The sequence below is a fragment of the Christensenella tenuis genome (assembly GCF_014287795.1).
Classification (GTDB): Bacteria; Bacillota; Clostridia; order Christensenellales; family Christensenellaceae; genus Christensenella; species Christensenella tenuis.
The window spans coordinates 125979-152237 of the sequence record NZ_JACOON010000003.1 but is presented as its reverse complement, the minus strand read 5'-3'; the positions used below and the strand labels follow the sequence as shown (position 1 = coordinate 152237).

23 protein-coding genes are annotated in these 26259 nt (G+C 50.7%); 18 read left to right on the top strand and 5 right to left on the bottom strand.

What is annotated here, in order from left to right; genetic code table 11:
- Positions 1–71 precede the first annotated feature (71 nt).
- The 6 genes from H8S18_RS06675 (at position 72) to H8S18_RS06650 (ending at position 5889) form a co-directional block, all read left to right on the top strand.
- Complete coding sequence (locus tag H8S18_RS06675) at positions 72–1205, top strand: uroporphyrinogen decarboxylase family protein (protein ID WP_186857537.1); 1134 nt, start codon at positions 72–74, stop codon at positions 1203–1205.
- Positions 1189–1863 carry a D-sedoheptulose-7-phosphate isomerase gene (locus H8S18_RS06670; RefSeq protein WP_243165085.1) on the top strand — a complete coding sequence of 225 codons (675 nt, stop codon included), beginning with the start codon at positions 1189–1191 and terminating at the stop codon, positions 1861–1863. The genes H8S18_RS06675 and H8S18_RS06670 overlap by 17 nt, the downstream gene beginning before the upstream one ends.
- A gap of 3 nt (positions 1864–1866) precedes the next feature.
- Positions 1867–2844 carry an ROK family protein gene (locus H8S18_RS06665; RefSeq protein WP_186857536.1) on the top strand — a complete coding sequence of 326 codons (978 nt, stop codon included), beginning with the start codon at positions 1867–1869 and terminating at the stop codon, positions 2842–2844.
- A 14-nt stretch (positions 2845–2858) separates the two neighbouring features.
- Positions 2859–4070 (top strand): uroporphyrinogen decarboxylase family protein, encoded by a 1212-nt coding sequence (locus H8S18_RS06660; RefSeq protein WP_207721680.1) that lies wholly within the window; start codon positions 2859–2861, stop codon positions 4068–4070.
- Positions 4071–4139: 69 nt separating this feature from the next.
- Complete coding sequence (locus H8S18_RS06655; RefSeq protein ID WP_186857535.1) at positions 4140–5198, top strand: uroporphyrinogen decarboxylase family protein; 1059 nt, start codon at positions 4140–4142, stop codon at positions 5196–5198.
- 1 nt (position 5199) lies between these two features.
- Entirely contained in the window at positions 5200–5889 is a 690-nt protein-coding gene (locus H8S18_RS06650; protein ID WP_186857534.1) for a D-lyxose/D-mannose family sugar isomerase, read from the top strand.
- Between the two features lie 109 nt (positions 5890–5998).
- On the opposite strand, the gene H8S18_RS06645 is transcribed toward H8S18_RS06650, so the two are convergent.
- A complete protein-coding gene (locus tag H8S18_RS06645) occupies positions 5999–7354 on the bottom strand; it encodes an IS1182 family transposase (protein ID WP_330598748.1) in 1356 nt (451 codons plus the stop codon).
- A gap of 98 nt (positions 7355–7452) precedes the next feature.
- Between H8S18_RS06645 and H8S18_RS06640 the strand changes: the two genes are divergently transcribed.
- The 12 genes from H8S18_RS06640 to H8S18_RS06585 all read left to right on the top strand — a co-directional run bounded on the left by H8S18_RS06640 (position 7453) and on the right by H8S18_RS06585 (position 21939).
- Positions 7453–7860 (top strand): LacI family DNA-binding transcriptional regulator, encoded by a 408-nt coding sequence (locus H8S18_RS06640; protein WP_186857532.1) that lies wholly within the window; start codon positions 7453–7455, stop codon positions 7858–7860.
- Positions 7821–9443 (top strand): substrate-binding domain-containing protein, encoded by a 1623-nt coding sequence (locus tag H8S18_RS14940; protein WP_330598747.1) that lies wholly within the window; start codon positions 7821–7823, stop codon positions 9441–9443. The genes H8S18_RS06640 and H8S18_RS14940 overlap by 40 nt, the downstream gene beginning before the upstream one ends.
- A 233-nt stretch (positions 9444–9676) precedes the next feature.
- Positions 9677–10492 carry a sugar phosphate isomerase/epimerase family protein gene (locus H8S18_RS06630; RefSeq protein WP_186857530.1) on the top strand — a complete coding sequence of 272 codons (816 nt, stop codon included), beginning with the start codon at positions 9677–9679 and terminating at the stop codon, positions 10490–10492.
- Positions 10493–10547: 55 nt separating this feature from the next.
- The gene (locus H8S18_RS06625; RefSeq protein ID WP_186857706.1) at positions 10548–11705 is read left to right on the top strand and encodes a levoglucosan dehydrogenase; all 1158 of its coding nucleotides are present in this window, start codon (positions 10548–10550) and stop codon (positions 11703–11705) included.
- Between the two features lie 30 nt (positions 11706–11735).
- The gene (locus tag H8S18_RS06620) at positions 11736–12890 is read left to right on the top strand and encodes an agarase (RefSeq protein ID WP_186857529.1); all 1155 of its coding nucleotides are present in this window, start codon (positions 11736–11738) and stop codon (positions 12888–12890) included.
- Positions 12891–12974: 84 nt separating this feature from the next.
- A complete protein-coding gene (locus H8S18_RS06615; protein ID WP_186857528.1) occupies positions 12975–14474 on the top strand; it encodes a sugar ABC transporter ATP-binding protein in 1500 nt (499 codons plus the stop codon).
- On the top strand, positions 14455–15417 hold the full coding sequence (locus tag H8S18_RS06610) for an ABC transporter permease (RefSeq protein WP_186857527.1): 963 nt from the start codon (positions 14455–14457) through the stop codon (positions 15415–15417). The genes H8S18_RS06615 and H8S18_RS06610 overlap by 20 nt, the downstream gene beginning before the upstream one ends.
- A gap of 53 nt (positions 15418–15470) precedes the next feature.
- On the top strand, positions 15471–16694 hold the full coding sequence (locus tag H8S18_RS06605; protein WP_207721678.1) for a substrate-binding domain-containing protein: 1224 nt from the start codon (positions 15471–15473) through the stop codon (positions 16692–16694).
- Positions 16695–17186: 492 nt separating this feature from the next.
- A complete protein-coding gene (locus H8S18_RS06600) occupies positions 17187–18494 on the top strand; it encodes a substrate-binding domain-containing protein (protein WP_186857526.1) in 1308 nt (435 codons plus the stop codon).
- 89 nt (positions 18495–18583) lie between these two features.
- A complete protein-coding gene (locus H8S18_RS06595) occupies positions 18584–20077 on the top strand; it encodes a sugar ABC transporter ATP-binding protein (RefSeq protein ID WP_186857525.1) in 1494 nt (497 codons plus the stop codon).
- A complete protein-coding gene (locus tag H8S18_RS06590; protein ID WP_186857524.1) occupies positions 20058–21017 on the top strand; it encodes an ABC transporter permease in 960 nt (319 codons plus the stop codon). The genes H8S18_RS06595 and H8S18_RS06590 overlap by 20 nt, the downstream gene beginning before the upstream one ends.
- 40 nt (positions 21018–21057) lie before the next feature.
- Positions 21058–21939 carry an alpha/beta fold hydrolase gene (locus H8S18_RS06585; protein ID WP_186857523.1) on the top strand — a complete coding sequence of 294 codons (882 nt, stop codon included), beginning with the start codon at positions 21058–21060 and terminating at the stop codon, positions 21937–21939.
- A 238-nt stretch (positions 21940–22177) separates the two neighbouring features.
- Here H8S18_RS06585 and H8S18_RS06580 read toward each other — a convergent pair whose 3' ends face one another.
- The 4 genes from H8S18_RS06580 to H8S18_RS15040 all read right to left on the bottom strand — a co-directional run bounded on the left by H8S18_RS06580 (position 22178) and on the right by H8S18_RS15040 (position 26175).
- On the bottom strand, positions 22178–22948 hold the full coding sequence (locus H8S18_RS06580) for a methyltransferase domain-containing protein (protein ID WP_186857522.1): 771 nt from the start codon (positions 22946–22948) through the stop codon (positions 22178–22180).
- Between the two features lie 12 nt (positions 22949–22960).
- A complete protein-coding gene (locus H8S18_RS06575; RefSeq protein ID WP_186857521.1) occupies positions 22961–24238 on the bottom strand; it encodes an amidohydrolase family protein in 1278 nt (425 codons plus the stop codon).
- Between the two features lie 89 nt (positions 24239–24327).
- Complete coding sequence (locus H8S18_RS06570) at positions 24328–25689, bottom strand: MATE family efflux transporter (protein ID WP_186857520.1); 1362 nt, start codon at positions 25687–25689, stop codon at positions 24328–24330.
- 324 nt (positions 25690–26013) lie between these two features.
- A complete protein-coding gene (locus H8S18_RS15040) occupies positions 26014–26175 on the bottom strand; it encodes a FeoB-associated Cys-rich membrane protein (RefSeq protein ID WP_186857519.1) in 162 nt (53 codons plus the stop codon).
- Between the last annotated feature and the right edge of the window lie 84 nt (positions 26176–26259).

Below are 26259 nucleotides of genomic sequence, written 5' to 3'. Positions count from 1 at the left end.
GTATGCGGAAAACGCATATTGGTTTCGTGTACCCCGATTTCGGGAAAAACGGGGAAGAAAGGCAAATAAGAATGTCAAGAATCGATAATTTTGAAGAAACGATGCGGCACAGGAAGCCGCGGGACCTTATATTGGATTTAGGCGGGAATCCGCTTTCCGGGCTGGAAGGGAATAGTCAGGAAAATTTAATGAAACTGCTTGGCCTGGCAGGCGAAACAAAAGAAAGGAACCTGTTCGGAAAAATAGACCGGATTGACGAGCGGATTTTACGGCATCTGGATATTGATACGCGCTCCGTAGGCGAGATTCTGCATCCGGAAAATTCACAGTTTGAATTTCTGGCGGATGACCTTTACATTGACGAATGGGGAATCAAACGCAAATTTACCGGCGCGTATTGGGATGTAGTGGATCCGCCGCTTAAGGGCGCGACGGCCAAAGACCTGGATTCCTATTTTTTTCCGGATGCGGACAGCATAGACCGCGGCCTGCTCGGCGAAATGGAAGCGGACGCGAAGAAACTGTGGGAAAAAGGCGAATACGTGATCTGCGCCGAACATCCGGTCTATGGAATTTTTGAACTGGGATGCTGGCTGTGTGGATTTGACGATTTCTTGATGAAGCTCTTCATCGATGAAGAATTTGTCATCAAACTTTTTGATAAAATATTGGAATACCAAAAAAAGATCATAGATCTTTATTATGGAGCGCTGGGGAAATATATCCACTACACCTCGAGCGGAGATGATTTTGCGATGCAGAATAATCTCTTTATGCCGCCGGAAACTTTCCAAAAGTTAATCAAGCCATATTTGAAGGAACGGATTGAATATACGAAACGCTATACGGATGCGTATTTCCTGCACCATTCCTGCGGAAATGTTTATAAGATCATCGGCGACCTGATCGAGATCGGCGTTGAGATATTAAACCCAATCCAGCCGGTTACAGAGGAAATGGCTCCTTCCCATTTAAAGCAGGGATACGGGAAAGAGATTGTATTCCATGGAGGGATTGATACACAGGAACTGCTGAATTTTGGTTCGTCGGCGCAGATTGAAGAAGCGGTTCATGAAACGGTTGAAATCTTGAACCGGGATGGAGGATATATTTTTGCGGCGGCGCACAACCTACAGGACGACGTCCCGCCGGAAAATATTGTAACGATGTTTGAGGCGGCAAGAAAGTATGGAAGGAAACGATGAAATGAGCGGAAAAAAATTTGTGCGGGATATCCTGGATCAGTTGTTTCAAAAATATCCGGTGCTGCGTGAAAATGAAGAAGAGCTTCTTGCGGTCTATGGGATATCGATAGACTGTTTCGAGCGCGGCGGAAGGCTGTTCATATGCGGAAATGGCGGAAGCGCAGCGGACACACTTCATATCGTTGGCGAATTGATGAAACGGTTTATCCTTCCGCGAAAAACGGATAAAGCATTCCGGGAGGAATTCGCGCGGCTTTACCCGGAGGATGCGCAAAGATACGGGGAATATTTGGAAGGTGCGCTTCCTGCTTATGCCTTGGTGGAAAACGTATCGCTCGGTACGGCGTTTTCCAATGACGCCAGCCCGGAACTCTCGTTTGCGCAGCAAGTATACGGTTATGGACGAAAAGGGGACGTTTTGCTCGGAATATCCACGTCCGGAAACGCGAAAAATGTTGTGCTGGCGGCGGAAGTTGCAAAAGCGAAAGGAATGGAAGTTATTGGCTTGTCGGGGCGGACGGGCGGAACATTAAAACAGGTCGGCGATGTGACGGTTTGCGTACCGGAGGACGAGACTTACCTCATACAGGAATTGCATCTCCCCGTTTATCATGCATTGTGCAGAATGATCGAGGCGCATTTTTTTGGGGGGAAATGACGCATGAAACACGTTTTAGGCTTTGATATTGGAGGAACGAAGTGCGCGGTCATGCTTGGCCGGATTTCGGGGCAAAACGTGGATTTCTTAGAACGCAAAGCTTTCCGGACAGCAGATACGAACGGGGCGGACGACGCGGTTGATACGCTGATCGCGAAGGCGGAAACGATCCTGCAAAATCATGGATTAACGCACCGGGATATCGATGCGGCCGGGATCAGCTGCGGCGGGCCGCTCGACTCTGAAAAAGGGCTTATCCTTTCGCCGCCGAACTTGATCGGATGGGACCGTGTGCCAGTGGCGGACCGGATCGGGAACCATTTTGGCATTTCCGCGCATCTGCAAAATGACGCGAATGCGGGAGCGTTGGCAGAATGGATGTTCGGTGCCGCACGAAATACGAGCAACGCGGTTTTTATCACATTTGGAACGGGATGCGGAGCGGGCTTGATTTTGAATAAAAAGCTTTATACCGGAACAAACGATATGGCGGGCGAATGCGGGCATATACGCCTCAGTGCTGTAGGGCCGGTCGGTTATGGGAAATCTGGCTCTATGGAAGGATATTGCAGCGGCGGAGGAATTGCGCAGCTTGCGGGCATGATGGCGCGGGAACGCCTGCAAAGCGGGCAAAGCGCCGCATACTGCGAAAACATAAATGAGATTGAACATATAGACGTGAAGCGGGTTGCCGAAGCGGCCCGGCAGGGGGATGAAGCGGCGTGCAAAACATTCCGGACGGCCGGCGAATATCTGGGGCGGGGGCTGGCCGTATTGGTAGACTGCCTGAATCCGGAGGTCATCGTACTGGGGGGGATTTTTGGACGATGTTATGACCTGCTTGTGCATCCAATGGAAACGATTTTGCAGAAAGAGGCGCTTGGGATTTCGCTGTCCGTTTGCCGGATCGTTCCCGCACAGTTGGGAGAAGAGATCGGGGATTATGCGGCCATAGCTGCTTCGGGTATAAGCGATGAATAAGCGGTGGAGGTATATTGGGAGAGCATTTCGCCTATCCGTGGGATGCGGCAGAGCGAGGCAGCGGATGGGCGGCAAGATATGACGAATATAAAACGAACCAGACAATCACCAAGGAAAGAAAGGCGCACGTTATGAGGGGAAAACAAATAGTCGAATCAATCTATCGGGATGTACAGCCGGAAAATAACGGCTTTTGGCTGGGAAATCCTTCGGAAAAAGCCAAACAGCTTTATTGCGCATATTTTGGCATCGAGGAGGAAGCACTGACGGAAATTGAAAAGCAAAATCTGCAAAACAGCGTGTTGACCTCGGAAAAGATTGGAAAGGCGGACGTTGAACTTGCCAAGGCTTTAAACAGCGACTTGCTGTGGTTTTCTCCCGAGGTGGATCCGGGCGCATGGCGGCATCCGGATGGGAAACCGATGTGGGATTGTTTTCAGGAAAAGCGGATAAGCCTCGGGCAGAACGGTGTCTTTGCGGAGACGGAAGATGTTGCGGAAGTGGAGGCCTTTGACTGGCCTGATCCGAAGTATCTGGATTTTACGCAAACGATGCGCAATATCGATTACGCACAGGAGGCGGGGCTTGCCGTTCTGGGCGGAATGTGGTGCCCGTTTTTCCACGTCGCCTGCGACTTTTTCGGCATGGAGAACTATTTTATAAAAATGCATACGGATCCGGATGTCGTATTGGCGGCAACGGAACACATTACGGAATTTTACCTTGAGGCAAATAAACGATGCTTTGACGCTATGGGAAACCGGTTGACGTCGGCGTTTTTCGGAAACGACCTTGGCAGCCAGCTTTCACTTTTGGTGAGCAATGAGTTTTTCGATAAATTTATCGCGCCGTTCATGAAAAAATTAATCGACCAGATGAAGTCTTATGGATTGAAAGTAACGATGCATTCCTGCGGGGCGATTTTTGACATCATCCCGCGCCTCATCGACCTTGGAATCGACGCACTTCATCCGCTTCAGGCGAAGGCGGCGAATATGCAGCCGGAGAAGCTCGCGAAAGAATTTAAAAACGATTTGGTATTGATTGGCGGGATCGACACACAGGAACTGCTTCCCTTTGGAACGCCGCAGGAAGTAAAGGACGAAGTGCGCAGGCTGAAAGATATTTTTGGAAGCCGCTATATCGTATCTCCAAGCCACGAAGCGCTTCTTGAAAATGTCAGTATAGAAAATGTGGTTGCCATGAGTGAAGCTGCCGTGGAATAAGTATTCCACAAGCGCAAGAGGGCAATCAAGCGGAAAGAAGGAGCATTAAAACCAGCAAAGGAGAGAAGAATGAACTTTCAACCAGATTATCATAATATCGTCGATGCGGCGACAAACAAAAAACCAAAACGCATTCCGCTGTACGATCATATTGTTGCGGACGAGGTAATGCAGGCGGTGTTGAAAACCGATTTTTCCCCTCTGGTCAAAAACGGGAGGAAAGAAGAATACTTTAAGCAATATACCCGTTTTTTCTTGGAAATGGGATACGATACGGTTTCATTCGAACAATGCATCACGAAGATGCTGCCGGGCGGCGGCGCGCTGTATCACCATGCCGATCCTGCGATCAAAACTTTTGATGATTTCAGCAGTTATCCGTGGGATACGCTTGCAGACCGGTATTTCCAGTTGTTTTCCGATGACTTTGAGGCGCTCGGGCGGGCTTTGCCGGATGGCATGAAAGCGATCGGCGGGCCGGGAAACGGATTGTTCGAGATCGTGCAGGATCTGTGCGGATACGAAGGACTATGCTATATGGCGATCGACGATCCGGCACTGTACGGTGGAATATTTGAAAAAGCGGCTGACCTGATGATGGAGATTTGGAAAAGGTTTCTGGAATGCTTTTCGGACAGTTATTGCGTTTGCAGGTTTGGGGACGACCTCGGCTTTCGTTCGCAGACGCTGCTTTCTGTTCCAGATATCAATACTTTGCTGGTACCGCAGTATAAACGCCTTGTTACCCAAATTCATGCATTTGGAAAGCCGTTCCTGCTGCATAGCTGCGGGTGTATTTTTGATGTAATGGACGATTTGATCGAAGAGGCGGGGATCGACGCCAAACATTCCAATGAAGACGCGATCGCCCCGTTCCATGCGTGGGTCGAACAGTATGGACAGAAAATTGGCAACTTCGGCGGAATCGACACCGATGTGCTGTGCCGGGAGTCCCTTGGTGAAATCCAAACCTATGTGGAAGACGTGTTTTCAGAAAATGCAGGCAAGCAGGGAGGGATCGCCTTTGGATCAGGAAACTCTGTTCCGGATTACGTGCCGAAAGAAGGATATTTGACGATGGTAAATACACTGCGCAGCCTGCGCGGGGAAAAAACGGAGGGAATTTGATATGAAACGGTCGGAAATACAAAAGGAAATTAAATGGGCAGGGGAGCTGCTGAAAAAGCATTGTTTTTATCTGCCGGAATTTGCAGAGTGGACGCTCGGGGAATGGAAGAAAAACGCGGAAAAGATCGACGTTATCCGTGCAACGATGCGCGGATGGGACATTACGGATTATGGAATGGGAGATTTCAAGACGGTGGGCAGCGTTCTGTTTACGCTCCGGAATGGAGTCGTTGGACGGAACATCGGGACTCCCTATGCTGAAAAAGTAATTCCACTGCACGAAGGCCAGCGCCTGCCCATGCACTTCCATGCTGTAAAAACGGAAGATATTATCAACCGCGGGGGCGGAATGATGTATATGAAACTGTATAATGCATTGCCGGATGGGGAACCGGACAGGGAAGGACATGTAAATGTATCGGTGGACGGCATTCTGAAAACTATAGGCGCCGGAGAGGAATTCCTTGTCGGGCCGGGCAGCAGCGTTTCGCTTACACCGCGCATGTACCACATATTCGGGGCGAAGCAAGGCTATGGAGACCTGATCGTGGGGGAAGTATCCTCTGTCAACGATGATAATACGGATAATTATTTTTACGAAAAAGTCTCCCGCTTCGCGGAAATAGAAGAAGATGAGGAATTGGTTTATCCGCTTTGCAATGAATATGAAAAAGTTTTGGGCAGCATTTAGATTTAAATAAGGATAATCAAAATTGAAGCAAAAAAGAGTACGGGAGAGCCGTACTCTTCAGCCTGTAGACAAAAAGGATTCAAGCGAAGAGAGCGCATCGAATCCTTTTTTAGAGGAATAAAGTTGAAAGAGAAAGAAAGCCGAAAGAGTAGGTGAGCCACCGTGCCAGCTTCTTGAGGTTCATTGCCGTGTAGGCGAGGGCGACTTCCATCTCGATCTTCGCTTTGCACCGATACTGGGTGTATCGAAATCCGTGTTTTTCTTTCGCATCGCCAAACACCCGTTCTATCGTTTCTTTGCGTTTGGCGTAGAGTTCCTTTATCCCTTCCATATACCGAATGTGGTGGGATTGCTCCATGTATTCTTCCCAAATATGGCGCATGATCACCTTAGTATGGGTTTTGCTCCGCGTACATTCTGACAGCCGGCAGCCTTTCCCGCACACATATTTTTTGCTCTTGTATTCACGGTATCCCTCCCTGTTTGTGGTGGAGTATGAGAGTATTTTGTTTTCCGGACAGATGTAACAATCATAGTATTCATCGTATATGTATTCGGACTTCTTCAAGAACCCCTTTCCCGCTTTGGGACTCGTATACGGCACAACAGGCATGATGCCACCCGTCAGCAACATTCGCATAATGGCGGGCGTTTTGTAATCGACATCCGTGACCAAGCGCAGTGGGTTGTATGGCAGAAGCTTTCTGTATAGCCCTTCAAAACTCACACTGTCGTGTACGTTTCCCGCTGCTACATCATACGCCAGTGCGCAGCCGTGCCTGTCGCAGGCAGTCTGTATGCTGTACGCGAAATCCCGTTTGTGTTCGCCTTTCACGAACATCCCGCTATCCGGGTCTGTTGTGCTTTGGGTTACAGGCGCGCTGCCCGGCGGTGGGTCATCGTCGAACGGCTCTTTTCCATGAGCTTCGCGGTCGCGGTTGATCTCCGCCAAAAGCTCCTCATGGTAACTTTTAACCTGCTTTTGAATCTCGCGCTTTACCTTTTTATGTTTATTGGCGCTCGCTTTCAGATGTGTGGCGTCTACGAACAACGTTTCCGCGCGCACAGCGCCTTTGTGAATACACAGTTCGACCATATGGGTGAATATTTGCTCAAACAGGTCTGTTCCCTCAAAGCGGCGCTTGTAGTTTTTTCCGAATGTTGAAAAATGAGGAGGTCTTTTGTATAGATCGTATCCCAAAAACCAGCGGTATGCCACGTTATACCGGATTTCTTCTATGGTCTGTCTCATGCTGCATATCCCGTACAGGTACTGGATGAGCACGATTTTCACCAGAACCACCGGATCGACTCCCGGCCTGCCTTTATCCGGAGAATATATACCCTCCGCCAACGGATAAATGAAACTGAAATCTACCGTTTTCTCAATCTGGCGTAGCAAGTGATCCTCCGGAATGAGCATCTCTACACTGACGTACTGAATTTGTTCCCGATTTACGTAAATAAGATAGGCTTGAGCGGATTTTGTTTGATTTCTTCGGATTAATTGACTCTGGCTCCCCCCATCATTATAATTTACGTAAATCGAAAAGGGAGGCAAACATGAGTATCACAATAAAGGATATTGCCAAAATGGCAGGAGTATCCATTGCTACGGTGTCCCATGTTATTAACAAAACCCGTTATGTTAGTCCCGGCTTGACGAAAAAAGTAGAACGGGTCATTTATGAAACGGGGTATATAGATAAAATACGGGGGAATCAATTCAAATTCGGAAAGCAGTCAAGGGTAGTGTTTGTATTGCCCACCATCAGCAGCACTGTCTATGCGCAGCTTGCGAATACAATGACAGACCTTCTTGCGAAAGAGGGATATATTCTTTCGGTCTATGTTTCCCACGATAACGAAGAGTATGAAAAGCATATCCTTTTGAATCTGCTTGCGGATAAAAACACCGCCGGTATCTTTTTATCGCCTGCGGTAAACGCATCGCGGGTATACGCAAAATAAAGCGTTCGGGTATCCCTTTTGTCTGCGTAGAGCGAAAGACGAAAGACGATGAAATTCCGGCTGTGCTGTCTGAAAACGAGGAAGCAATGTTTCGAGGGACCCGCCATTTGATTCGCAGCGGGCATAAATCAATTGGCATCCTGCTCGAGGATTGTGACCTGCTCAACTGCCAGGAACGGCTCGCGGGATATCAACGCGCGCTGGAGGAATATAAAGTCCCATTCGACAAAAAGTTGGTTTGCAGGGTAAATCTTTACCGCCAGGAGGAGGAAAATATCTTTGATAAGGCGCGTTTCGATACGCTTCCTTCCGCATTTATCGCTTCGGGAAATACGTTGACGCTAAAACTTCTGAAAAATGCAGACGATTATGGATTGAAGTGCCCGGACGATATTTCCATTGTTGGCTTTGGTGATGATGAATGGAGCGGTATTTTCAACCCGTCGCTTACGATCCTCAGACAGGATACCGCCGGTACCGCAAAGCGCGCGGTAGAGGTGATGATGAAAATAATGAAGGGGAATCCCATTGCGCCGACGGTAGTCCGTATGCCCATCGGTTTTACGGTCCGGAAATCTACGCGCGTTATCAATCGGGGGCCGTTTGGGGAAATCGCCGTTCCGCCCGAGGCCATACTGGTCGATACGGCGGAAGAAGAATATTTAAAGAAGGGACAATTCAAGGTTGCGATAGCGTTTCACTGTATGGATACGGAATGGTCCCGGTTACAGGAAATGGCGATCCGTGATACGCTTGCGCGCTATAACGTACAGGTTGTTGCAGTGATGGACGCAAATTTTAACGCGCAATTGCAGGTGACGCAGTTAGACGCGCTTCGCATGCAGAAACCGGATGCGATTATCGGCGTTCCGGTGGATGAAAACATTACGGCGGGCAAATTCAAGGAACTCTCCCGCCTGACAAAAATGATCCTCATTGGAAATATACCCCAGGGGATCGACCAGAATGACTATTATAGCTGCGTTTCAGTGAACGAACGGGAAAACGGACAAAATGCAGGCAATATTTTGGGGGAGTATTTCAAGGAGAGAACGCATATTAAACTGGGCCTCTTAAATCATGGGCTGCCGTTTCATATGACGCGCCAGCGGGATAATGCGGCAGAGCAGGTGCTGACGGAAAATTATACCAATTTGCAGATCGTGTCGCGCAAAAATTTTTATCAAATTCAAAATGTATATGATACCTGCCTGCAAATGATGCGGGAGCATCCGGAGATTTCCGGCCTCTATGTATCATGGGAACGCCCGGCAATGGAGGCGATACGCGCCCTGCGTGCGCTGGGAAGGACGGACGTCGCTATTTCCACGGTGGATCTGGACCTGGAAATTGCCGCTTACATGGCGCGGGGAGAAATGGTGCGGGGCATCAGCGCGCAGCGTCCTTACGAGCAGGGAGAAGCAGCCGCAATGATTACGATCCAGGCGCTGCTGGGAAAAAAAGGATATAAATTTGTGGGCGTACAGCCGGTGGTGGTATATCCGCGCGAGTTGACACGTTATTGGCGCGAAATCATCCGAAAGCCTGCGCCTGAATTTCTGAAATTACACAAAAGCCATTAAATTTACGTAAAAAAGGCATAAAAACAGCAATTTTTTTGAAAAAAAGTTAAAACAGTCCGAATTTCTTTCTTTCTTTTCGCGTTGTGCTATAGTATACGTAAACAGGGGAAAAGCACAAAGATAAAAATAAACAAACTATGGGTCCTGTGGAAACGGAAAAAACTGGATTTTTCCGTAGCTCTGTTAATTTACGCTTTTTTTGCAAAATAGAAAAATGAAAAAGGAGAAAGCTTATGAAAATCACTTACTCAACGAATGCATGGGGGCCGGTCCTGGCGCACTGGGCGGCGCCAAATTGCGTAAACGCTGCATATTACAGATGTGCCGGCAAACTCGAACAGGCGCTGGCGGATATTGCAGAAGCGGGATTTGAATCGGTGGAGATATTTGACGGCGAATTATTGGAGTTCGAGGGACGCAGCGGGAGCCTGAAAAAAATGCTGGAAAAGTACGGTCTTGCGCTGAAGGGCGTATATGTCGCCTGTAATTTCATTTACGATGAGATCCTGCCCGAAGAACTGGACCGTATCCGCCGCGCCGCGCAATTTGCGAAAAATCTTGGGGCAACGGAGATTGCCCTTGGAGGCGGCGCGATCCGGTTCGACGGGATCCGGGAATCGGATTACGTAAAATTGGGCGAAGCGCTTGACCGGGTTTGCGACCTTGCAGACAAGCTGGGAATGCGGGCAAGTTTTCATCCTCATATGGGGTCGCTGGTAGAATCCCCGGTTCAGCTGGATAAGGTCATGCCGCATACGCGTATCAGGTTATGCCCCGACCTTGCCCATGTAAAAAAAGGCGGTGGGGATCCGTTCGAGGTCGTTAAAAAATATCTTGACCGAATCGATTACATCCACCTGAAGGACATCATGGACGACGGTATGTTTTGCCCCCTTGGCGTCGGGATACTCGATATAGACGCAATCGTGGAAGTGCTCAGAAAAGCGCCGCATAAGATTGAAATCGCGGTTGAGTGCGACGGCTGGGCGGGCGACCCGGCGGAGGGCGCGCGGATCACGTCAAATTATTTGAGAAAACAGGGATTTTAAAAAAACAAAAATTGAAAGGAGAAGTATGGTACGTAACGTATCATACAAGAAAAAGATGAAGACTTATCATGTAGGTTTGATTGGCGCAGGTTTTATGGCAAAAGCACATTCCATTGCATACGACGGGATGCCGATGTTTTTTTGGCCGGCGCCGGGGATGGCGGTCAAAAAGACCATTGCCGATTTGACGGAGGAGTGCGCGAGGGACGCGGCGCAACGGCTGGGATTCCAGCAAGGAACGGCGAATTGGCGCGATATCGTGGAGGATCCGGAGATAGATATCGTTGATATCTGTACGCCAAACGACGTGCACTGCGAAATCGCTGTGGCGGCGGCAGAAGCCGGAAAGCATATCCTGTGCGAAAAACCGATTTCAAGAACACTCGAGGAAGCTGAAAAGATGCGCGACGCCGTCAAGAAAGCCGGCGTGATCAATATGCTAGCATTCAACTACAGGCGGACGCCCGCGGTGCAGCTTGCAAAAAAATTAATTGACGAAGGGGCGGTCGGGACGATCCTGGATTTCCGCGGGACCTATTTGCAGGATTGGTCGGCTGATCCGGACTCCCCGCTCTCCTGGAGATTCCAGAAAAAGGTATGCGGCTCGGGTGCGCTTGGGGATATCGGGACGCATGTAGTCGATATGGCCCGGTTCCTCATCGGGGACTTCGATGAGGTAAACGCGCGCGTCGCAACCTATATAAACGAGCGGCCGCTGCAAACAGGCTCCGCAGACAGTCTTGGAAATGTGAAAGGCGGCAGCGGGCCGAAAGGCAAAGTTGACGTGGACGATCAGTGCTGCTTTATGATCAATTTCAAAAACGGCGCGTTTGGCACGATAGAGGCGACGCGGAACGCGTGGGGCCGTAATAACTTCATCACGCTTGAAATCCACGGGACGGAAGGCTCCATCTATTTCAATTACGAACGCAGGGATGAACTGCAGGTCTGCTTTGCAAGCGACGGCGGAGACCGCCGGGGCTTCCGTACGATTTATACCGGTCCGGCTCACCCTTATGGAGAAGGCCTGTGGCCGATCCCGGCGCTGGGAATCGGATATACGGAGACCAAGATCGTCGAGTGCTATGATTTCATCAAGGCGATTGCGGAAAACAAACAGGCCTCGCCTGATTTTGAAGACGGCTACCAGATCGAGCGGATCAGCGACGCCGTCCTGAGGTCGGGCGCGAGCCGCGCGTGGGAAAAGGTTTGAGTGAAACAGAATAAGCAAAGGAGGCACAAAATGAATCAGCTCGATTATTTTGGAGGAACCGAACAAAAAAAATTTGAAGCAACTGGTTTTTTTAGGATTCAGGAAGAGGGAAAACGACAGTGGCTGATTGATCCGGAAGGGAATGTATTTATTTCCGTAGGGCTGAATCATCTGGATGATTCTAACTTGAAATATCACTATAACCTTAACATCTGGAAGGAAAAGTATTCTTCAAATAAAGATAAATGGATACGTGAAGGCCTTGTAAAGGACATGAAAGACTGGGGATTCAATACAATTGGATGGACGCAGGAATATATCAGTGGAGACTGGGGCAAGGCACTCGACTGGGGCGTGAATATTAACCTCGGCCACTCCACACCATGGAGTGCGGCAGATTACAGGACGGCAAATATGCCGTATGTGCTCCAACTGCGCGTCGCAGAAATCGAGGACTGGAACGGGCAACCTAATTTCCCCGACGTTTATTCCCGGGAATTCGATGTGTACGCTGAGTGGCTGGCGCGCAGCATCTGCGCCGACCATGCGGACAGTCAGAACCTGATCGGATATTTCTTCGTAGACATTGCATCATGGCAGGACCATGCAAGCGGAAGGGATTTCCCGCAACTGGAAGGATTGGAAAAAGAGGAGCGAGATCGGAAAGTGTTTGATATCGCCTCCAAATATTATGAAGTGGTCACGAAGCATATCCGCAGCTATGACAAAAACCATCTGATTCTGGGTGACCGGTACAACGGTAACAAGGTGATCCCTACCCCGGTACTGAAAGCAATGAAACCGTATGTGGATGTGTTTTCCGTGCAGTACTTCCCCGCCAACAACGAGGAAGGCTACCGGCAGATGCATGAAGACCTCAAAAAATGGCATGAAATTACGGAAAAACCTGTGCTCATCGCCGATATTGGAAACAGTTGCAAGACGGAGATGAACCCGGACCGAGTGTACGACCTTGACGGACAGGCCGCGCGCGCGCAGGACTATATCGATTCGCTGCGGCCGCTGCTGAACGAACCGTGGTTTATCGGGTGGCACTGGTGCGCGTATGTGGAAAACACGGCGCGCGGATGGGGCTGCAAGACGCCCTTTGACAAACCGTATGAAGAATTTGTAGGTCCGGTGCGGGAATTCAACAACAAGGTATACGACAACATCCTAAAATAGCGGCGACAGCAGCCTGCTGCCGTTCCTGAAAAGAAGTCGCGGGCGTGGGCGGCAGCGCGCTGGCGGACAGCAAGGAGCATCCATATGGCCAAACATATCATTGAACTTAAAAATATCGACATGAGCTTCAACGGCGTAAAGGTACTGGACCAGGTGGATTTCGCGCTGGAAGAGGGTGAAGTCCACGCACTGGTAGGAGGCAATGGCGCGGGAAAATCCACATTGATGAAAATCATGACCGGCGTATACGTGAAGGATGCGGGGGAAATTATATTTGACGGATGCCCGGTTAATTTCCGGTCGCCGCAGGATGCGGAAAAACTGGGGATCGCGATGATTTTTCAGGAATTCTCACTGGCTCCGACCATGACGGTTACGGAAAACATTTTCCTGAACCGGGAATTCAAAAAGAGGAATGGCCTCATTGACAACAGAAAGTGCGCGGCGGAAGCGCGGCGTATCTTCAGCGAACTGAACGTAGCGATGGACCCCGATGCGGTGATGTCCGACCTTGCTGCGGGGCAATGGCAGATGACGGAAATCGCCAAGGCGCTCGCGACAGACGCAAAGGTACTCGTCATGGACGAGCCGACCTCCTGCCTGACGGAAAGCGAAGTGGGACACCTGTTCAGTATGATTAGAGAACTCAAAAAGAAAGGCATTGCAATAGTATATATCTCGCACCGCATGAAGGAAATCTACCAGGTTTGCGACCGGATCAGCATCCTTGCGGACGGAAAAAATGTCGTAACCGCCGATGCGTCTGAAATCACGATGGAACAGATGATACGCGGGATCACGGGAAAAAATGTAGATAGATTCGAGTGGCAGGACAGGAGAACGCCGGTCAGAGAACGGATCGTACTCCGCGCAAGCGGGATCAAGACGAATAACCGAGTGGAACACGTGGACCTTACGCTGCACGAGGGGGAGGTGCTCGGTATTTCCGGGCTGGGGGGCAGCGGAACCAGCGAAACGCTGCGCGCGCTGTTTGGAATTGATCCCTTGATTGAGGGCACGCTCACAGTGAACGGAGAGGAAGTCTGCTTTAGAAATCCCAGCCAAGCCATGAAAAAGGGGCTTGCACTCATTCCCGAAGACAGGCGCGAGGAAGGATTGCTGGTGGATCATTCAGTTAAAGATAATATCTTGCTGCCGTCGCTTGATAAGCTTTCAAACAGGGTGGGCGTAGTCGATGAAAAAAAATCCGTCCGGGTGGTAAACGACTGGACAGAGGAACTCCACATAAAAACAGATTCCATGAACAAGCTTGTCCGGCTGCTTTCCGGCGGCAACCAGCAAAAGATCGTATTTGCGAAATGGCTGGCAAACCAACCACAGATCATCCTGATGGACGAACCGACCAAGGGAATCGACATCGGCTCCAAGGCGGAGATCATGGACATTATCCGCGGACTGGCACGGGACGGGCAGAGCGTTGTCATGGCTTCCTCTGAGCTGGCTGAGATCCTTGCGATTTGCGACCGGATTCTGATTATGCACCAGGGGAAGGTCATCCGGGAGCTGATGCGCGCAGAGATCAATTCGGAGGAGGAACTGCAACATGAAATCCAAAATTTCTAACACTGCAAGGACGTTCCATTGGCGGCAGAACGTCGTATATATTGCTTTTGTGGTCGTTGTCGTCGTATTTTCCATTTTGCTTACGGATTCCGGCTTCCTGAAAATCAGTAACATCCTGAATATCGTAAGACAGACATCCATTATTTCGATTATCGCGATCGCCATGACGTTTGTGATCTGCGCGGGCGAGTTGGATCTGTCGGTGGGCGCGCTTGTCGGGCTGACATCCCTCACATGCGCCATGGCATTGTCTTCCGGGTACGGAATATTAGGCGCGCTGGGTGCGGGCCTTGGAACGGGGGCGCTGTTTGGCTTGGCGAACGGCCTGCTGGTAAGCAGGCTCTCCATCCCGTCGTTTATCGTTACCATAGGCACTTCTTCCGTCGCGAACGGTGTCGCAATGTGGATTACCGGCTCTGCGCCCGTTCCCATTGATCATGAAGCCTACCTGTTCGCATTCGGCACAGGCGATATCGGCGGCGCGGTTCCCGTGCTGCTGGTCTGGCTCGTCGTGGCGGCGGTGATCGGGAATTTTGTATTGAAGCGGACACGGTATGGAAGGCGTGTGCTTGCAACAGGGGCAAATCCCGTGGCGGCACGGTTTACAGGGATCAACGTAAAAAACATCAAGTTGAGCGTCATGCTGTTGATGGGTGTGGTGACAGGTCTTGGAGGCATGTTGTACGCGGGCAGGATGTATACGGGGCGGTATACTCTGGGCGACGGTGCGGAGTTGGATGCAATCGCGGCAGTGATCTTGGGGGGCGCGGCGCTTTCAGGCGGAAAGGGCTCCATCATTGGTACGATTGTGGGCGCGTTTTTGATCGGCATGGTGAACAATGGCCTCATCATCATGGGGCTCAATGTAAGCCAGCAGCTTATCATCCGCGGACTAATCGTAATCCTTGCCGTTGCGTTCGGTTACAAGAATTCCAAACAATAGAAATCCAATTTTCTACTTTTATAACAGAAATAATAAAAAACAGGAGGAGAAAAATGAAAAAGGTATTGATTTTGGTGTTGGCGGCAGCTATGGTGCTTACGCTGTTTACCGCATGCGCGGACGGTGGGGCGGCAGCTTCGGAGACAACTCCGCAGGAAAGCGTTGCGACTCCGGACTCTGGGGAAAGCGCCGCTGCTTCCGGTGAACAGGCGGAAACCTCGTGCGACCCCGATGAGAAGCTCGCGGAGCTGGACGGGAAATCCATCACAGTTGGCCCGAATGGCGAAACACCGGTATTTGCCAGTGAAATCTCTATAACAGACGAACAGATCGAGCAGGTGAAGGCCATGAACCTCAAAGCCGCGATTGCCATGCAGTATACGGGCAACGACTGGTCACAGGCGCAGATCGACGCACTCAAAGCGACGTTTGAAAAATACGGGATTGAAGTGATCGCAGTGACGGATCCAAACTTCGATGCGGCGCAGCAGACCGCGGACATAGAATCTATCCTGGCGATGGATCCGGACATTCTCGTTTCTATCCCGGTAGATACTGCCGCCAACTCCGCAATCTACAAGAAGGCGACGGAGCAGGGCGTAAAGGTTGTGTTCATGAATCAGGCAGGCGATAACCTCGTTCCAGGGGAGGACTATGTAACGATCGTGTCGCCGGACGATATGGGCAATGGCGCGCGTTGTGCCCACCTGCTTGCCAAAGCGATCGGCGGCAAAGGGAAAATCGGTATTATCTATTATGACGCTGTGTTCCGTACGACGGAAATCCGCTACGACGAAGCGCTCAAAGTATTTGAGGAATGCTACCCCGAGATCGAGATTGTAGAGGAGCAGGGCTTCAGTGGCAGCGATTCCTCCGGTGCGGCAGGCGAAGTGGCAGCAGCAATGCTGACCAAGCACCCGGACCTTGACGGAATCTGGGGAATTTGGGATGTTCCGTCGGAAGGCATTATTGCGGCGGTCAAGCAGGCCGGGATGGAAGACCAGGTAGCCGTAACCACCATCGACCTTGGGCTGAACGTAGGAATTGAGCTTGCAAAGGGCGGCGTGATCAAAGGACTTGCAGCGCAGCAGGTTTATGACGCCGGCGTAGCCGAGGCGACGTGCGCGGCCCTTGCCTGCCTGGGTGAGGAAGTACCGACCTTCATTACGACATCCGGCTTCGTAGTGGAACAGGCTAATGTGCTGGACATGTGGAAGAACGTATATTATGCAGATCCGCCACAGGAACTGGTCGCGGCTGCGGAGGCATTGCAGTAAATGTTTCTTTCATACCAATCCTGAAATATTATAAAATATGGCCGGACAGGATGTGCAAGACGGCAGATATGAACGCAACCACAACAAAACAGGTAAGAAAGGACGCGCCCGCTATCCTACCTTACGGCGGTAAAGAAAAAAGAAGTAGGAAACGGTAAATAATTTTGCCATTTTTCTGCACAGGATATTCTTGCCGGAGAAGGGCGAAATATCTTCTTCAAACTCCTCTTTTTTCCGGCGGGGAGCTATTCGAGATAAGGGCGCAGGCCCATCCCGCGATACCAGTCTAGGATGCCTTCCACGGAATCCATACTATGATAATAGGCAGTCTGCCAAATGGAAAAGCTTGAAGAGATAGCAGACAGGTGGGCGTAATATTCTCTGGGGCAAGCGACGCTGTCCTGGGGTCGGGCGCGAGCCGCGCGTGGGAAAAGGTTTGAGTGAAACAGATTGGAAACATCCAATATCAAGAAAAAACAAGGAGGAAAAGTAATGAAAAAATTAGTGGCGATCATTGTAGTGATTGTGATGGCTGTGGCTGTTTTTACAGCCTGCGCCGAAACGACGGTTCCTGAAAGCTCCACGGATACGCCTGTGGGACAGGCGACGCAGGAAGCAACCGAACCGGCTGCGGAAGGAAGCGAAGCAGCGCCCGTAGAAGGCGGCGTAACGGAGCGCCTGAATGCAATGGCGGCGGAGTATGGATGGCAGCAGCCCTTCTGGTATGAGGAGCCCAGTGAAAATATGCTTAAAATGGCGGAATCGGCCCTCGATGGCTCGGTCCTCAACTTTGGGCCGAATGGAGAGGAAGCGGTTCTGGGAAGCGATTTCGTTGCGGCTGTGACAGAGGAACAGAAAAACCAGATCGAAGCCCTCGACGGAATGACGGCGGCGCTGTGCATGCGGTGGACGGGCAGCTTTTGGCCGAACCAGCAGGTTGCAGGGATTACCGATACGCTCGAATCCTATGGGATCGAGGTGATCGCAACGACGGACGCAAATTCAGACGATGTGACGCAGATCTCCAATATTGAAGCGGCGATCGCGATGGAACCGGATCTTCTCTTTATCCATCCGACGAACGAAGCTACCCTCACGGATGTATGCAAAAAAGCAGTGGACGCCGGGATCAAAATTGTGTTTATGGATCAGGCGGTAGACGGACTTGAAGCGGGCACGGACTATGTTACCACAGTTACATGCGACAATCTTCTGAATGGTATGCGGCATGCCGACATCGTTGCGCAGTCGCTGGAAGGCAAAGCGGAAAAAAATGTTGGGATACTATACTACGCACCGCAGTTTACCGCAACCAATGACCGGTATGAAGGGTTTGTAACAAGGATCGCAGCAAAATATCCGGACGTCAACATCGTGGCCATTGCGCCGTTCGAGGATGCGCTGGATACGGAAGCGTCTGCATCTGCATTGCTCACGGCGCATCCGGAGATCAACGCGATCTATACGGAATGGGACGAGCCGGCAATCGGCATCATCTCTGCGGCGCGCGCGGCAGGACTTTCATCGGAGGATCTGGCAATCGGTACGGATCTCATGAGCGACGAGGTCGTGCTGGATCTGGCGCAGGGCGGATATGTAAAGGGGATCAGCACGCAGGATCCTTACCAGCAGGGAGTCGCCGAAGCGACGGCGGGTGTGCTCGCCCTGATCGGCGCGGATGTGCCGGTATTTATTGAAGTCGTGCCGACCATCGTTACGCGTGATAATCTTGCGGACACTTATGAAGCGGTATGCGGCGAACCTCTGTTTGCGGAGGCTGTCGAAGCGCTGAATCAGTAAACTGAAAAACATGTAAAAATCCGAATGGGACAAGGCGGAACGGAGCCTTCCAGGTTCCGCCTTGCAGCCCATTTTACAGGGTGGCAAAGATGAGTGAAAACGTTTTGGAAATGCAGAATATTGAAAAACAATTCAGCGGCGTGCCCGTCCTGAAAAAAATGAATTTTTCCCTGAAAAAGGGTGAAGTCCACGCCCTGCTCGGAGGAAATGGCGCCGGGAAGTCTACGCTGATGAAGATACTGAACGGCGTATATACAAAGGATGCAGGGCAAATATGGATCGATGGACAGGCTGTCGACCTGCACAGCGCGGAGGATGCGCATAAAAAGGGCATTGCGATGATCTACCAGGAGTTCAGCCTGCTGCCCGCCATGAGCGTCGCGGAAAATATTTACATCAAGCGCGAGTGGAAAAAAGGCATGCTGATCGACGATAAAGAAAACATCAAAAAGGCTGGAGAACTGCTGAAATGGTTGGAGATCGATCATATTGATCCCCGGGTGGCGGTCGAGTCGCTGGATGTCGGCTATTGGCAGATGGTCGAAATCGCAAAGGCGCTGTCTCAGGATGCAAAAATATTGGTTATGGACGAACCCACGTCTTCCCTGTCAAAGACTGAAACGAAGGCGCTGTTTAAGGTGATCCGCCAGCTGAAGGAAAAGGGGATCTCCATTATATATATTTCACACAGGATGGCCGAGGTTTTTGAAATTTGCGACCGGGTGACGATTCTGCGCGACGGCGTCAACGTTGCGACGGTCGAAAGCAGCGAGATCACGATGGAAGAAATCATTGACAGGATGCTCGATGCAACAGCCAAAACCTCCTTTGAGCGTGTGGAAAGGAATTTCGAACAGTACGGCGAACCTGTGCTGTGTGTAAGGGATTTTGCATATGGCAACAAACTTGCAGATGTCTCACTTGACCTATACCCAGGGGAAATACTGGGGCTTGCCGGATTGATGGGGAGCGGGAGGACGGAGCTCGTCGAGTCTATCTTCGGCATCAGGAGGAATTGGACGGGAGACGTTACCATGCGGGGCGAACCTATCAAAAGCAAAAAGGACGCGATGAATAAAGGGATCGCACTCGTTCCCGAAGACCGTCGGCAGGAAGGATTGATTTTGCAGCACAGCATTAAGAGCAATTTTATGCTGCCCAGCGTCCGAAAGATGAAAAAAGGCTTTTTGATAGACGATAAGAAAGGGGCAGATATTTCCCGGGAATACATTGAGAAGCTGTCAATCAAGGCGGATAGCATCAACCAGATGGCCATGCTGCTTTCCGGCGGCAACCAGCAAAAAATCGTTCTGGGCAAATGGCTTGCGCGCGACCCCAGGGTGTTGATCCTGGACGAACCGACCATTGGCGTCGACGTCGCGGCCAAAGCCGAAATCCTGCGTATCATAAGGCAGCTTGCAGACGAGGGAGTTGCGGTACTGATGATCTCATCGGAATTGAGCGAACTGGTGGCGGCGTGCGACCGGATCCTGGTCCTGTACAACCGGACGGTCAATAAAGAATTGTCCGGGCGAGAAATTGAATCGGAGGAGGTGCTTCATCATGCAATCCAAGGTCTCTAGCAGAAGAAGCTTTGAATGGAGAAATTACATCGTATACTTTGTTTTTATCGGCGTTTTCCTGTTCTTTCTGTTTTCAATCGGTGATTCTGGGTTCTTAAAACCCAGTAACCTGTTGAGCATAGTCAGGACGACTACGATGACGACGCTGATCGCAGTCGCAATGACGTTTACCATTGCGGCGGGCGAATTCGACCTTTCGGTCGGGGCGACGGCGGCATTTGGCGCAATCTTTGCGGCTCTTGCGATTCAGGCGACCGGGAATGCGTTCATTGGCATTTTAGCTGGTCTCGCGGGGGGAGCGATCGTGGGCGCCGCCAACGGTGCGCTCGTCGCCGGGCTTGGGATTCCATCGTTTATCGTAACGGTCGGCATGCAGATGGTAGTACGGGGAGCGGATATGTGGCTCACCAATACCAAGCCGATCATTATTGGCGATGCGGCGTTCAATAATATTTTTGGACAAGCGAGCATCGGCCCCGTGCCGGTACTGGTGATCTGGACAGTCGCGGCACTGTTGATTGGCCACATCGTGCTCAAGAAAACATCTTATGGGCGCGAGGTGCTCGCAACCGGAGCCAACAGGGTGGCGGCAGAGTTCTCAGGTATTTCTACAAAAAAGATTAAATTTATGGTCATGCTGGTTATCGGAATTGTGGCCGCTATTTCCGGTATGCTGTCGGCAGGCCTGATGCAAACGGCACGCAGTACAATCGGGGAGGGCGGCATTGAACTGAATGCAATCGCTGCGGCGATCCTCGGCGGCGCCGCGCTGTCCGGTGGGAAGGGCTCGATCATAGGAACGGTGGTCGCGTCGCTTTTGATCGGTGTGATTAATAACGGCATCGTGATCATGGGGCTCAATATCGCACAGCAATATATGGTGACGGGCGCGATTATCATTCTGGCGATTGCCTTTGGAGAAAAACGTAAAAAAGTTTGACCACAATCAATTTAAAATAAAATCAAAAGGAGAAGAAAACATGAAACAAGATATTTTGGACTTTCAGGGCAACAAGGTAACTCATTCCCGCAAGACCTGCAACGGAGTTCGCCTGCATTATTACACGGCGGGGCAGGGCCCGGCGCTGATCCTGCTTCACGGCGTTCCCAAAACTTCCTATTACTGGCGGAAGCTCATGCCTATCCTGACGGAGAAATACACGGTCGTATGCCCGGATCTGCGTGGTCTCGGGGATTCAAACCGTCCGAAAGACGGATATGACATGATGACGATGGCGGACGACATCGTATCACTGGCCGACCAGCTCGGGATTGACAAGTTTTACCTTACGGGAGAAGATTGGGGCGCGGCGTGCGGATATTGCATCGCCAAAAAATATCCTGACCGCATAATGAAATTTGCCTATATCGAGATGCTCCTGCCCGGTTTCGGACTGGAAGAATGGTCTCACCTGACGCCGGAAAATGTGGAGGGCAACCGCTGGCTATGGCACATCAATTTTTACAATGTGCCGGCATTTCCGGAGGCGCTGATTACGGGACGTGAAAGGATCTATTTTGACCAGTTCTTAAAGAATGAGGCGTTGGACTGTAATATTCCAGACGATGCGATGGATGAATATATCCGATGCTATTCAAAGCCAGACGGCATCCGCAGTATGTGCGAAATTTACAGAGCCACATTCCAAGATGCGGAGTGGAACCTCGAAGCGGCCAAAGAAAAGCTGAAAATGCCGGTGCTGGCGCTTGGGGGCAGGGAATTTATCTTTGAAGAAGTGGAACGCGAAATGAAACTGGTTGCAGAAGACGTCACCAGTGTCGTCCTCGACTACGGCCACCAGATGGCAGAGGAATGCCCGGAGCTTCTGGCATCGGAACTGGAAAAATTTTTTGGAGCTTAAAACGAAATTGGGCAGGGTTTCTCATCGACCTCCTGCCCAAGCTGGGAAAATTTTTTGACCAAGAAGTTACAGACAGGAGCGTCAGGCGCAACAGCGCATGGCGCTTTTGTCGTATGGGGAGCCTTGAAAAACAGAAATAAATCTTGAATCATTATAAATGAGACCGAACAGGAAGGACAAAACGGCAGGCATGAACCGCAACTACAACAAAACAGGTAAGAAAGGACGCGTCCGCTATCTACTTTACGGCAGTAAAGAAAAAGCGTGGAAAACGGTAAATAATTTTGCCGTTTTTCTGCACCGGATATTCCTGCCGGAGAAGGGCAAAGATATCTTCTTCAAGCTCCTCCTTTTTTCCGACGGGGAGCTGTTCAAGATAAGGACGCAGGCCTGTCCCGCGATACCAGTCCAGGATATCTTTCGCGGAATCCATACTATGGTAATAGATCGTCTGCCAAATGGAAACGCTTGAAGAGATAGCGGACAAATGGGCATAATATTCCTCTGGGGTAAGCGTATGGAAAATACGCTTTTGAGGAAGGAGACGGCTCCACTTCTCCGAATGGACCGCCGCATCGATGATCTGGTGAACAGGCTCTTGAAAATTCATCGGCACCTGTACGGCAAGCATACCGCCCGGCCTGAGAAGTTCCAGCATAGCGGGAATCAGCGCAGGATGCTTGGGGATCCACTGGATGCAGGCATTGGAAAACACCGCGTCAAAATCGTGGGGCAGCCGCCGAAACCCTTCCGGGGCGCTGCACACCTGCCAGCTTTCCTGTGGATAAGACCGCCTCGCTTGTCCGATCATATTTTCCGATCCGTCTATCCCAAGGATATATGCGCCGGGATAGCGCCTGCGCAATACGTGCGTACTGTTTCCCGGGCCGCAGCCAACATCGAGGATGCGCGAGACTCCCTTCTGGGGGAGACGCGCGGCAAGGTCGCGCGAAGGCTGTGTGCGTTCCTGTTCGTATTTCAGGTAAAGGGCAGAATCCCATTGCGTCATGTGCTCACCTCGTTATTTGATGCCGAACAAGTTTGCCGGATTATCGTATAAAATGGCCCTGCCAATTTCTTTTGCTTTGTCTGTATCGAAAAGTCCCTCTTCCACTTTATCTGCCAGCACGCGCGAAATGTGGATGCGTGCCATATACTGATGGGCATAAACGCCGTCCACAAGGCAGTAATCCCCGCCAAAACCAAAGATTTTATTATAAGGAACGGATTCCAGCCATTCGCTGAGTGCGCTGCGCGCGGCCGCGGGGCAGAGGATATGCGCCCAGCTCATGTCCGCATACACATTGGGAAACATTTTTGCCAAGGCGCCAAGTTCGTGATAGTAGGGATAACCGATGTGGAAAATGTCGAAGCGCACACCGGGATATTCGAGAAATAAATTGCTTAACAAAGCGGGATTGCTGTTGGAGACGATATTCCCGCTGCCTTCCTGCATACCCGTGTGCATCTGGATTACCATATGATGTTTCTGGGCGGCGTTCAGGACATGATGCATCATATAATTCTGAAATGCTTCGCCCGGACAGAAAATGCGTTCTTCACGCTCGATATAGTAATTGGAGCGGAAAAATTCATTAAACGCCCGTTCGGCATCGCAACGCGCTGCGCGTGGGAAATAAAGGCTGCGGTCGTAGGCGAGGGAGCATTTGAGGCCCGCGCAGTATTCCGCATAGTGGGCAACCGCGATATCGCATGCCTCGAGATAGTCGTCAAAGGTGGAAATGGTGACGCCCGATTCGCGTTCCAAATCCATGAGGTCCGCGCCGCCGAGCGGAAAAACGAAGCGGTTGATGCGTCGTACCGGGCGGAAAAAAGCCGGGTCGGGCGGGGAAAATTCCGGTTCGAGCGCGTCGAGGATACTCACCTTAATGTGAGACATCTCATGGAGCACTTTTTCATAATGACCTTCGTTCATTGACTGACGGAAGGCATCGTTTAACGCTTCGATCGTGCTGCCGTCGATCTGGCTGATTCCGTAAATATCACGCACGGCGATTTCAAGGCTGCGGCCATAGCCGGTATAACGGCAATATTCCCAATAAGGGGAGGCAAGCTCCCACTTTTCACGGATTGTAAGCCCCGATGTAAGAAGTTTGCCGCATGTTTCCGGGGGCATTCCGGCTGAAATTAAATCCCGATTCATATAGTGCTGCAGGAATTCCGAAAACACATCGCCGTCAGTATTGCGTTTTTTCTCCCACGGCGGAAGATGCTCGTGCGTATCGATGATCTCGATATCCTTCAAATATCCGTAAATTTCACCGTATGGATTTTTCATGGGTTCCTCCGTTTCATATAGCCCGAAAAAGAACGCGCAGGACCGCGCAAAATGTTCTATGGAAATCGTATCAAACCATGCCTGCAAAGTCAATTAACTTTCAGCAGTTTTGACGCCTGCACACGATGCTTTTTGAAAAACGAAAGCATAAACGCTATGCAGCATATAAAAGTAAGCAATTCTGCAGCCGGGCCGGTCATCCATACGCCGTTAAGACCAAACAGTTCGGGCAGCAGGAGCAGGCAGGGAACGATCAGGGCAAAGCCGCGCAGCGCGGAAATCAGGAATGAAGGTTTCGGGCGGGCAATGGAAGCAAAAAACGAAGTTGTTACGACGTTTACGCCTGCGAACAGGAACCCGAAAAAATAAATGGAGAGCCCACTCCGTGTGAGGGTTTGCAGTTGCTCGTTTCCTTCATTGTTGAAGACAGAGGCAATCTGGTCCGGAATGAGCCGGGCGGCGAGGTAAAACAATCCGCCGAGCACAAACGCAAGCGCCGCGCCAAGAAGATAGGTGCGCAGTACGTTTCCCATGCGCCCCGCGCCATAATTTACGCTGACAACGGGCTGGATTCCCTGTCCAACACCTGTAAAGATTGCAATACATACCAGCGCAAGGTTGGCCACGATGCCATATGCCGCTACACCGATATCCCCAGCGATCCCCATAATCACCATATTGAACAGGAAAATGATAATGCCAGAGGAAAATTCAGTAATAAAAGAGGGGATGCCTGTAAAGACGGAACTTGCAAGTTCGCGTCCGTTTATACGCGTTTTTTTCAGCCGAAAATGATTTTTCCTGCGGAAAAAATGAGAGGAAAGGATTACCATACTGAGTATGGGGGATACCCCAGTCGCAAGGGCAGCGCCAAAGATGCCGAGCTGCATGGGAAAGACAAAGATGTAGTCGAACACGATATTAAAAAGGCAGCTGCCGAGCATGCCGAACATGGCAAGGCGGGGATTCCCGTCATTGCGCACAAACGCGACGAGCAGGTTATTGAGGATAAAAGCACAGGAAAATACCATCAACAGCTTGAGATAGGTCGAGGTCATGGAAATGATATGCTCTCCCTTTGCGCCAAGCACCATTGCAATCGGGCGGTTTAGGAAAATACCGCATAGGGTGAGAATAATACCGATGGTTGCTCCGAGAAGGAAGGATTGCGTAAAGATACGGCTGCCCGCGCCCTGCTCTCCCTTGCCGGTGGCAATAGAAAAAAGAGTTGCCGAGCCGATGCCGATCAAAAGCCCCGTCCCGTTAATCAGGCTGAACACAGGCAGGGCGAGATTGAGGGCAACCAGGCCGTCTGCGCCGACTCCGTTGGCGACGAAGAATGTGTCCGCAAGGACGTACAGGGAAACCCCGAGCATGCTTAGCACATTCAGGGAGACGTATTTGAAAAACGTCTTATAGATGCTTTGGTTCAGAATGTTCGTATGTTCCATTTTTCCTCCCGGCCGGGCGTTTTTACAGGCGCTCTCCGGCACAATTTGTCCCAAAATCAGCTGTATGCGGGCAACTGATTCCAAAAATAATAGGCCTTCGCGTATCCGAAGGCCTAACAATACGAATAAATTTGTGCATCTTACGTGATGCGCACCCGGCGGCACAGCATCACGGCACGATTTAATTCTTTAGTCCGGTAAATTATAGCAAAGAGAAAATTTTATGTCAAGCAAGAGGGGAATTTTTTGATTGTTTTGAATGAAATGAAAAAACGGCCATGGCATAGGCCGTCTTTCCGGAGGTCTGTATTTAAGAATGGGGGGTCAAATTTTATGGGTGGAGCTGGTATGGCAAGTGGATGAATGCGAACAGCCCTTGCATGATCCGCAGCATCCTCCTTTTTTTTGTTGCCGTACGAGTCCGAAGATCGAAAGCCCAAAGCAAACTGCCACGATTACAACGACGAGTATGGTTCCTGGATTCACTTTAACGCCTCCTTTATTCCCAATGTTTCATTTCCTGGTTTCGGCCGGGCCGGAGATCGGAGGTCAACAGATGCCCAGGCCCAG